Source organism: Actinophytocola sp. (assembly GCF_045807065.1).
Lineage (GTDB): Bacteria > Actinomycetota > Actinomycetes > Mycobacteriales > Pseudonocardiaceae > Actinophytocola.
This window is the reverse complement of sequence record NZ_JBJMIE010000511.1, coordinates 1-9348: the sequence shown is the minus strand read 5'-3', so window position 1 is coordinate 9348 and position 9348 is coordinate 1. Positions and strand designations below refer to the sequence as shown.

Here is a 9348-nt window from a genome sequence, read left to right as displayed (position 1 = left end):
TGCGACTCCAGCAGCTTGCCCTGCTTCTCCATCTTGGCCAGCTGCTGCTCCAGCTCCTCCTCGATGGCCTTGATCGCGCGTTCCATGCGCTCGGGGCCGGCGACGTAGTGCGTCGCCGGGGAGATGCGGACCGTGTCCACCTGCCTGACGATGTCGCCCGTCAGCGGGTGCAGGTAGTACAGCGCCTCCACCTCGTCGCCGAAGAACTCGATCCGGACGGCCAGCTCCTCGTACGCGGGGATGATCTCCACCGTGTCGCCGCGGACCCGGAACGTGCCGCGGGTGAACGAGAGGTCGTTGCGGGTGTACTGGGTGTCGACCAGCGCGCGCAGCAGCGTGTCGCGGTCGACCTCCTCGCCGACCTGCAGCGAGATCGTGCGGTCGAGGTACTCCTGCGGGCTGCCCAGGCCGTAGATGCAGGACACCGACGCCACCACGATCACGTCGCGGCGCGACAGCAGGCTCCACGTGGCGGAGTGGCGCAACCGCTCGACGTCCTCGTTGACCGACGAGTCCTTCTCGATGTAGGTGTCCGTCTGCGGGACGTACGCCTCCGGCTGGTAGTAGTCGTAGTAGCTGACGAAGTACTCCACCGCGTTCCGCGGGAAGAACTCGCGCAGCTCGTTGGCCAGCTGGGCGGCCAGCGTCTTGTTCGGCGCGATCAGCAGCGTCGGCCGCTGCAGGCGCTCGATGAGCCACGCCGTGGTCGCGGACTTACCCGTACCGGTCGCGCCGAGCAGAACGATGTCCTTCTCGCCCGCCCTGATGCGGCGTTCGAGGTCGTCGATCGCCACGGGCTGGTCGCCGGCCGGCGAGTAGTCGCTGACCATGCGGAACTGCCCGTCGGTGCGGGGGATGTCACCGATGGGTCGAAACTGGGAGTGAGCGGTCACGGTTGCCACGACAGAAAGGCTACGCCGGGGCACCGACAATTTCGGTTCGCCCAGGTCAGAGGTGGTTACCGCAGGTGCCGACACGGGCGGACGATGCCGGCCACGGAGCGGGACGCCGGTGGACCACCGGGTCCATACGGGACCGGTCGGAACGGTCGGTGTATGCCAAGGTGGATGGCGTGACGGATCTGCACCCGCCCAAGGTCGAACTGTTCGACACCGCCGCCATGACCAACACCGATCCGAAGGGGTTCGTACGGACGGTCGACCGGTACGAGGTCACCGACTTCGGGCTGTACATGGCGCGGCCGCTGGACGGGCACCCCGACATCGCCTACTTCCGCTCGTGGCTGCTGCCCGAGCACGGCCTGCGGGTGGGGCGCTGGTTGCCGCACCCCGGCCGGACCCTCGACCACGACGTCTACATCGACATCGTCGACATCCAGCCCGGCCCGGTGTGGCGGACCGTGGACCTCTACCTGGACGTCCTCGTGAACGATCACCAGGGTCTACGCGTGGTCGACACCGACGAGATCATCGAAGCGAACACGGCCGGGTTCCTCGATCGGGTGGTCATGCAACGCGCGTTCGAACGGACCTTCACCGCGGTCGAGGGGATCGCGGCATCGGGTTACGACGTCGAGGCCTGGCTCGGCGTGCCTCTGACCTGGCCGGGAGGCGCATAGCGAGCGCGACACACTGCGTCAATGCTTACCGGCCAGTCGGGTGAGTAGGTTCATCAATTCGGTATCCCCCTGCATACGAGACGTGACATAACGAATCGAACCCGAGGATCACCGACCGCATGCTGCCGACTACCCTTCGACAGGTGGGCACGGCGATCACTCCTCAGCTCGTCGACGTCGTCGACACCTTCACGGCAACCCGCACGTACTCGTCCGGCACGACCCGACATCTGCGCACCTGCCAGGTGGAACGCTGGGGTCTGCGCACCGAGTGCGCCACCCCGGAGGACCCGTTCCACGACTCCGAGGTGACCTGGCTGCTGCCCGCGCTGAACCTCCGCCTCACCCACCAGCGCCCCCGCTCCCGCCACGCGAAGGCGGGCCCGAGCGTGCTGACCGCGGTCCGCGCCACGAGCGACGGCCGGTACTGGCGGACCACCGACCTGCTGCTCGGCCTCGAGACGCCGGCCGGCATGCGAGCCAGGATCGTGCAGTCCGAGGAGTTCGCGGCCGCGGTCGCGAGCCAGGTCATCCGGGTGAGCGACGCGGACCTCGCGATGTGCACCGTGCACAAGACGCTCGAGGAGTTCAGCCAGTTCCGGCACGACCTGGCCGGGTGGCTCGCCTACAAGCACATCTTCGACGTCTGGCCCCCTTACTAGACCCTGCTCGCCGAGGACCGATCGCCGCCGTGTCCTGCGGGGACCGGCCCACCCCGGTTGGTCGGTGTCGATATCCACCGATCGGTTGATCGGCGGACCAACCGCGGTCGGTGCGCACGCTGGCCGCGTGGTCGATTCGGGACACCCCTGCCGCGGGCGACGCTTTACCCATGGCAATCATCGAGGTAAACGACCTCGTCAAGCGCTACGGGAGCCACACCGCCGTCAACGGGGTCAGCTTCGCCGTCGAGCAGGGCGAGATCTTCGGCATTCTGGGCCCGAACGGGGCCGGCAAGACCACGACCGTCGAGTGCATCGAGGGGTTGCGCTCGCCGGACGGTGGCAGCATCCGGGTGGGCGGCCTCGACCCGCGGCGGGACACGAGCGAGCTGCGTGAGCTGCTCGGCGCGCAGCTGCAGGAGAGCGAGCTGCCCGACAAGCTCAAGGTCAGCGAGGCGATGGAGCTGTACAGCTCCTTCTACCGCGCGCCCGCCGACTGGCGCGAGCTGATCGACACGCTCAACCTGACCGACAAGCTCGACACGCGGTACAAGAAGCTCTCCGGCGGGCAGAAGCAGCGGCTCTCGATCGCGCTCGCGCTGGTCGGCAACCCGCGGGTCGCGGTGCTGGACGAGCTGACCACCGGCCTGGACCCGCAGGCCCGCCGCGACGCCTGGGACCTCATCGAGGGCATCCGCGACCGCGGCGTCACGATCCTGCTGGTCACGCACTTCATGGAGGAGGCGGAGCGGCTCTGCGACCGGCTGGCCGTCGTGGACAAGGGCCGGATCGTCGCGACAGACACACCGGCCGGGCTGGTCGCCAAGGTCGACGACCGGCAGCGCCTGCGGTTCCGGCCGTCCGCACCCATCGACCACGCGCTGCTGACCGCGCTGCCCGAGGTCGCGAGCGTCGAACGGGCCGGAAGCCAGCTGGTCGTGACCGGCACCGGCAACCTGCTGCTCGCCGTGACCACCACGCTCGCCCGCCACCAGGTCGTCGCCGGCGACCTGCGGCTCGAGCAGACCTCCCTTGACGACGCCTTCGTGGCACTGACCGGCCGCACGATCGACAGCTGAGGAGCAACAACCATGTCCGCCCTGTCCCGCCTCACCACCACCGAGACCAAGCTGTTCTTCCGCGAGCCGACCGCGGTCTTCTTCACGCTCGCGTTCCCCCCGATCCTGCTCGTCGTCCTCGGCTCGATCCCGGCGTTCCGCGAACCCGACAAGGGCCTCGGCGGGCTGCGCGTGATCGACCTGTACGCGCCGATCATCGTCGCCATGGCCATCGCCATGTTCGCCCTCAACGGCCTGCCCCAGCAGTTCGCCACCTACCGGGAGAAGGGCGTTCTGCGCAGGATGCGAACCACACCGGTCAAACCGGCCGTGATGCTCGGCGCGCAGCTGCTGATGTGCACGGTCATGGCGGTGGCGGTGATGGTGGCCATCCAGGTCATCGGGCGCGTCGCCTTCGACGTGGACCTGCCGCGGCAACCACTCGCCTACCTGGTGGGCTACGTGCTGTGCGCGCTGGCCATGTTCGCGATCGGGTTGCTCGTCGCCTCGCTCGCGCCGAGCGGCAAGGGTGCCGGCGCGATCGGCTCGGTGCTGTTCTTCCCGGTCCTGTTCTTCGGCGGGCTGTGGGCGCCGCGCGACACGATGAACGCGGTGCTCCGCCGGATCAGCGACTTCACGCCGCTCGGCGCGGGCGTGCAATCATTGCAGGACGCCGCCGCCGGTCACTGGCCGCAGTTGCTCCACATCGGCGTCATGTTGGGTTGGACCATCGTGGCCGGCGGCCTGGCCGCGCGGTACTTCCGCTGGGAGTAGGCAGTGAGCACGACCGAGGAGCTGCGGGAGGAGTTCGACCGCTGGGAGCGCAGGGAGACGGCGGTCCACCGGGTCCTCCCGTACTTCCTCCTCGGGATCAGCCTCCTCATCACCCTCCTCCAGCCGATCTGGGACGTCGGAGTACCCGTCGTGCCCGTGCTGGCCCTCACCGCCGTCACCCTGGCGTGGGTGATCTGGCTCGAGTACCACCCCGAGTGGGAGCAGAGCCGCCCGAGGGCGGGCTTCTTCTTCGTCTGCCTGTGGGTGATGACGGCCGGGCTGGTGGCACTGTCCCCGTGGTACGGGTTCTTCGCCTTCATCGGCTACATGTACTCGTTCCGCTGCCTGGCGGGCCGCTGGCGCTACGTCGGGGTCGCCAGCACCGGGCTGATCGCGTCGGCCTCGCAGATCGGCGGGGTGTGGAACATCAACGCGGACACGTGGTGGGCGTGGGCCGCGCTGGCCATGGTCAACATGCTCCTGGCCGGCGCGTTCTCGTACTTCGGCGACATGACCGACCAGCGCAACCTCAAGCAGAAGGAAGCACTCGTAGAACTCGAGGCCGCCAACGCGAAGCTGGAGGCCGCGCTGGAGGAGAACGCCGCCCTGCACGCCCAGCTGCTGGTCCAGGCCCGGGAGGCCGGCGTGCTGGACGAGCGGCAGCGGATGGCCCGGGAGATCCACGACACCCTCGCGCAGGGGCTGGCCGGCATCCTCACCCAGCTGCAGGCCGCCGAGCAGACCCAGGAGGAGCCGGCGACGTGGCGCCGGCACGTCACGAACGCGATGAACCTGGCCCGCGAGAGCCTCACCGAGGCACGCCGGACGGTCCACGCGGTGGAGCCCACCATGCTCGCGGAGGCCCGGCTGCCGGACGCGATCAGCGACGTGACCCGGCGCTGGTCGGAGGTGAACCGCATCGACGCGGTGCTCACCACGACCGGCGACCCGCGGCCCATGCACGCGGACGTCGAGGTCACGCTGCTGCGGACCGCGCAGGAGGCCCTCGCCAACGTGGCCAAGCACGCGAAGGCCAGCAGGGTCGGCCTCACGCTGTCCTACATGGAGGATCTGGTGACACTCGACGTGCGTGACGACGGGGTCGGTTTCGACCCGCTCGCCAGGCGCCTCAACGGCTCCGCGAACGGCGGTTTCGGGCTCACCGGCATGCGCCAGCGGGTGCAACGCCTGGCGGGACGGCTCGAGATCGAGTCGGAGCCGGGGGGCGGCACGGCGATCTCGGCCGCGGTGCCGGCCATCCCGGCCGGAGGTGGGGAATGATCACGCTGCTGATCGTCGACGACCACCCTGTGGTGCGCGACGGGCTGCGGGGCATGTTCACCGCGGACCCGCGCTTCGAGGTGCTCGGCGAGGCCGGCGACGGCGCCGAGGCCATCGCGGCCGGGGAGAAGCTGCGGCCGGACGTGATCCTCATGGACCTGCGGATGCCCAGGACCGACGGCGTCACCGCGATCAAGGAGCTGGCGAAGCGGGGCGTGCCGGCCCGGATCCTGGTGCTGACCACGTACGACACGGACAGCGACGTGCTGCCCGCGATCGAGGCCGGCGCCACGGGCTACCTGCTGAAGGACTCGCCGCGCGACGAGCTGTTCCGGGCCGTGGAGGCGGCCGCACGCGGGCAGGCGGTGCTCTCCCCCGCCGTCGCGACCCGGTTGATGGGGCAGATGCGCCAGCCCACGTCCGAACCGCTGTCGCAGCGCGAGCTGGAGGTGCTGGAGCTGATCGCCCGGGGATCGACCAACCGGGAGGCGGCCAAGGCGCTGTTCATCAGCGAGGCGACGGTCAAGACCCATCTGCTGCACGTGTATGCCAAGCTGGGTGTCAACGACCGGGCGGCGGCCGTGGCCACCGCGTTCTCCCGTGGATACCTGACACCGCGGGCGTGACGTGGTGCACGACGTCCGACACAATGACTGAATTTTGTATACCGTAGTGGGGTGAGTGTGCTCGACACCTACCGGCGGCCGCTGCGGAACCTGCGGATCTCCGTGACCGACCGCTGCAACCTGCGGTGCCGGTACTGCATGCCGGAGGCCGAGTACGTCTGGTTGCCCCGGCGCGACCTGCTGACGTTCGAGGAGATCTCGACGCTGGTCGACGTCTTCGTCGAGCTCGGCGTGGACAAGGTGCGGCTGACCGGCGGTGAGCCGCTGCTGCGCCGGGACCTGCCGTCGCTGGTCGGGATGCTGTCGGCCAAGCCACTGCGTGACCTGGCGATGACCACGAACGGTGTGCTGCTCGCGGGACACGTGGACGAGCTGAAGGAAGCCGGTCTGCACCGGATCACCGTCAGCCTGGACACGCTGCGGGCCGACCGGTCGAAGACGCTGTCGCAGCGGGCCACGCATCCCTCGGTGCTCAAGGGCATCGCGTCGATCGCGCCGGCCGGGTTCACCGGCACCAAGATCGACACGGTGGCCCTGAACGGCGTGAACGACGACGAGCTGGTCGACCTCGTCGAGTTCGGCAGGACGGTGCCGGCCGAGGTGCGGTTCATCGAGTACATGGACGTCGGCGGGGCCACGACGTGGTCGCCGGAACTGGTGCTGTCGCGGGCGGAGATGCTGTCGCGGCTGTCCGCGCACTACGGGCCGATCACCCCGCTGCGGAACACCGACGGCGCCCCCGCGGACCGGTTCGAGCTGCCGGACGGGACGACGTTCGGCATCGTGTCGTCGACGACGCAGCCGTTCTGCGCGACGTGCGACCGGAGCCGGCTGACCGCGGACGGGCTGTGGTACCTGTGCCTGTACGCGATGGAGGGCGTCAACCTGCGTGACCCTCTGCGGGAGGGCGCGTCGAAGGCGGAGCTGGCCACGCTGATCACGCGGGCGTGGACGAACCGGACTGATCGTGGCGCGGTCGACCGACTCGCCGAACGGGACCGGCTGCCGTTCGTGCCGCTGACCGCGCTGAAGCGGGACCCCCACCTCGAGATGCACACCCGCGGCGGCTGAGCCCTCGAACGTCAGGCCGGCGCGGGCGGGTGCCAGTCGGTGCGCTCGGCCCACTGTTCCGCGCGGACCGCGGCCTCGTCGAACCAGGCTTCCTTGGCCTCGCCGTAGTTCTCGCTGTCCTCGTCCTCGATATACCGGGCGGAGAGCTTTCGCTTCGTGGCCTCGTAGTCGGCCAGCTCCGCCGGGTTGGCGCGCAGCCAGTCCGGGAACAGGAGCGCGAACCGCCAGCCCGGAGTGCCCTCGACGCGGAGGTGGACGTTCGCGATCCGGCCCGGGTCCGCGCTGACGTGCAGACGCTTGCGCCATTGGGCCGGGTCCGGCGCGTACGGCTTGGAGTTGTCCCGTTCGATCCCGGCCAACCGCGGAAAGCCGGCGGCGGCGAGGGGTTCGGCGAGTGCGTCGGCGTCCTCGATGGACCCGACGGTGACCTGCAGGTCGATGACGTCCTTGGCGGCCAGCCCGGCGACCGACGTGGAGCCGGTGTGGTCGACCCGACGAACGAGGTCCCCCCCGGCCAGCGCGATCCGCTCCCGCAACCGCCTGGCCTGCGCCGGCCAGGTCGGATCGGGCTCGGCGAGCCGCGGACTGCCGTACCGCGCACGGCGACGGAGCCGAACGTTGGCCTCGTAGCGAACCAGCCGATCGGCCCACAGCGCGTCGACGACGGCGAGCACCTCGTCCGGCGTACCACTGTTGTCGAGCCACACGTCGGCGGCCGCACGCCGATCGGCCGCACTGGCCTGCGCCCGGATCCGCGCGCGAGCGTCCTCCTCGGCCATGCCCCGGTACTCGACGACGCGACGCACCCGCACGTCCGAAGGCGCATCGACCACGAGCACCAGGTGATAGGCCGACCCCATGTGCGCCTCGACCAGCAGAGGCACGTCATGCACGACGATGGCGTCATCAGCGGCGGCGGCCATCAGCTCGGTGGTGCGGGCCCGAATCCGCGGATGGACGATCCCGTTGAGAGTGGCACGGGCCGCCTCATCACTGAACACCTTCGCGGCGAGCTTCGCCCGATCGAGCGCCCCACGGCTGATGACCGAGTCACCGAAGGCCGCCCGAACCTCGGCAAGCCCTTGAGTCCCGGGCTCGACAACCTCCCGAGCGATCCGGTCCGCGTCGATGACCACAGCCCCGTGCTCGCCAAGCCGCCCAGCCACAGTCGACTTGCCGGAACCGATCCCACCCGTGAGCCCCACCCGCAACATGAGGCTGATTCTGTCAGCACTGGACAGGAAGGGCCGCCGCACCCGACCGCCTGGCCACAAGAAAGAACCCCGACCCAGTCACAACGACCAGGCCGGGGCAAACACTTAGCAAAGCACGAGAGGGTCAAGCCCAATGAGTTCACTACCCGCCAGCCCAACCCAACCCCAATGCCAAACCAGGCACCCCGGCCCCGGGGCCCCGGAGACCCGGCCCCGCCCCCTCGGGGGCCCGGAACCGGACCCCCGAGAGAACGAGACAAGATCACACCCCGCCGGAAAGCTTCTCCCGCAGAGCAGCGAGCTGCTCGTCAGAAGCAAGCGTCCCACCGGACTTCGGCTTGTCGGCACCAGCGGACGAGTACTCCCGCTCGGTGCCGCCCTCGGACTCGGCGCCGCCCTCGGACTCGGCAGCGGCCTCCGCCTCGGCGGCCTTCTTGACCTGCGCCATGTGCTGCTCGTAGCGCGTGTGGGCCTCGGCGTACTGGCGCTCCCACTCCTCCCGCTGCTTGTCGAACCCTTCCTGCCACTCCTGGGTGTCGGGGTCGAAGCCTTCGGGGTAGATGTAGTTGCCCTCGTTGTCGTACTCGGCGGCCATGCCGTACTGAGTCGGGTCGAACTCGGTGTCCGGCGTGAAGCCCTCGTTCGCCTGCTTGAGCGACAGCGAGATCCGGCGACGCTCCAGGTCGATGTCGATGACCTTGACCATGACGTCGTTGCCGACCTGCACGACCTGCTCCGGGATCTCCACGTGGCGCTCGGCCAGCTCGGAGATGTGGACCAGGCCCTCGATGCCCTCGTCCACGCGGACGAACGCGCCGAACGGCACGAGCTTGGTGACCTTGCCCGGCACGATCTGGCCGATCGCGTGGGTGCGGGCGAACTGGCGCCACGGGTCTTCCTGGGTGGCCTTCAGCGACAGGGAGACGCGCTCGCGCTCCATGTCGACGTCCAGCACCTCGACCGTGACCTCCTGGCCGACCTCGACGACCTCGGACGGGTGGTCGATGTGCTTCCAGGACAGCTCGGAGACGTGCACCAGGCCGTCGACGCCGCCGAGGTCCACGAACGCACCGAAGTTGACGA

General features: G+C 69.5%; 10 protein-coding genes. 7 read left to right on the top strand and 3 right to left on the bottom strand.

Going from position 1 to position 9348, the window contains the following annotated elements; all coding sequences use genetic code 11:
• On the bottom strand, positions 1 to 902 hold a 902-nt coding region (locus ACJ73U_RS30090; protein WP_407781104.1), incomplete at its 3' end, for a DEAD/DEAH box helicase family protein.
• A gap of 170 nt (positions 903 to 1072) precedes the next feature.
• Here ACJ73U_RS30090 and ACJ73U_RS30085 point away from each other — a divergent pair.
• The 7 genes from ACJ73U_RS30085 to moaA all read left to right on the top strand — a co-directional run bounded on the left by ACJ73U_RS30085 (position 1073) and on the right by moaA (position 7051).
• Positions 1073 to 1579 (top strand): DUF402 domain-containing protein, encoded by a 507-nt coding sequence (locus ACJ73U_RS30085; protein ID WP_407781103.1) that lies wholly within the window; start codon positions 1073 to 1075, stop codon positions 1577 to 1579.
• A 143-nt stretch (positions 1580 to 1722) separates the two neighbouring features.
• On the top strand, positions 1723 to 2241 hold the full coding sequence (locus tag ACJ73U_RS30080; protein ID WP_407781102.1) for a DUF402 domain-containing protein: 519 nt from the start codon (positions 1723 to 1725) through the stop codon (positions 2239 to 2241).
• Positions 2242 to 2411: 170 nt separating this feature from the next.
• The gene (locus tag ACJ73U_RS30075) at positions 2412 to 3320 is read left to right on the top strand and encodes an ABC transporter ATP-binding protein (protein WP_407781101.1); all 909 of its coding nucleotides are present in this window, start codon (positions 2412 to 2414) and stop codon (positions 3318 to 3320) included.
• 12 nt (positions 3321 to 3332) lie between these two features.
• Entirely contained in the window at positions 3333 to 4073 is a 741-nt protein-coding gene (locus ACJ73U_RS30070) for an ABC transporter permease (protein ID WP_407781100.1), read from the top strand.
• 3 nt (positions 4074 to 4076) lie between these two features.
• The gene (locus tag ACJ73U_RS30065) at positions 4077 to 5354 is read left to right on the top strand and encodes a sensor histidine kinase (protein ID WP_407781099.1); all 1278 of its coding nucleotides are present in this window, start codon (positions 4077 to 4079) and stop codon (positions 5352 to 5354) included.
• The gene (locus ACJ73U_RS30060; protein ID WP_407781098.1) at positions 5351 to 5980 is read left to right on the top strand and encodes a response regulator; all 630 of its coding nucleotides are present in this window, start codon (positions 5351 to 5353) and stop codon (positions 5978 to 5980) included. Before ACJ73U_RS30065 ends, ACJ73U_RS30060 begins: the two co-directional genes overlap by 4 nt.
• A 51-nt stretch (positions 5981 to 6031) precedes the next feature.
• Positions 6032 to 7051 carry a GTP 3',8-cyclase MoaA gene (gene moaA, locus ACJ73U_RS30055; protein WP_407781097.1) on the top strand — a complete coding sequence of 340 codons (1020 nt, stop codon included), beginning with the start codon at positions 6032 to 6034 and terminating at the stop codon, positions 7049 to 7051.
• 11 nt (positions 7052 to 7062) lie between these two features.
• Here moaA and coaE read toward each other — a convergent pair whose 3' ends face one another.
• Entirely contained in the window at positions 7063 to 8265 is a 1203-nt protein-coding gene (coaE, locus tag ACJ73U_RS30050) for a dephospho-CoA kinase (protein ID WP_407781096.1), read from the bottom strand.
• A gap of 262 nt (positions 8266 to 8527) precedes the next feature.
• On the bottom strand, positions 8528 to 9348 hold an 821-nt coding region (locus ACJ73U_RS30045; RefSeq protein ID WP_407781095.1), incomplete at its 5' end, for a S1 RNA-binding domain-containing protein.